A 235-nucleotide genomic window follows, 5' to 3' on the forward strand; every position below is an offset into this window, starting at 1 on the left:
GACATTCCTCGCTCAATAACCCATAGACGTTTCTGCGCATAGGAAAGCGGAATAGCCTCTTCTCGTTTCATAGGTACACGGGGGGCAGCCTCTCGTTTTTTATCTTCTTTTCGTAACTGATCTACTCGCTTCGCCAATGCCTCCACTGTATCGTGCTTGAAAAGCTCACGTAATGGGATTTTGATTTGGAACACTTCTTGTAAGCGAGAAACAATTTGAGTAGCGAGTAGTGAGT

The 235-nt window shown here is 45.1% G+C and carries 1 protein-coding gene; it reads right to left on the reverse strand.

What is annotated here, in order from left to right; all coding sequences use genetic code 11:
• Window positions 1-235: phosphopantetheine-binding protein (locus tag JDS98_RS29920; RefSeq protein WP_199634652.1), on the reverse strand; the 235-nt coding region annotated here is incomplete at both ends.

Origin of the sequence: Bacillus cereus group sp. N11, assembly GCF_016483605.1 — a bacterium.
Lineage (GTDB): Bacteria > Bacillota > Bacilli > Bacillales > Bacillaceae_G > Bacillus_A > Bacillus_A toyonensis.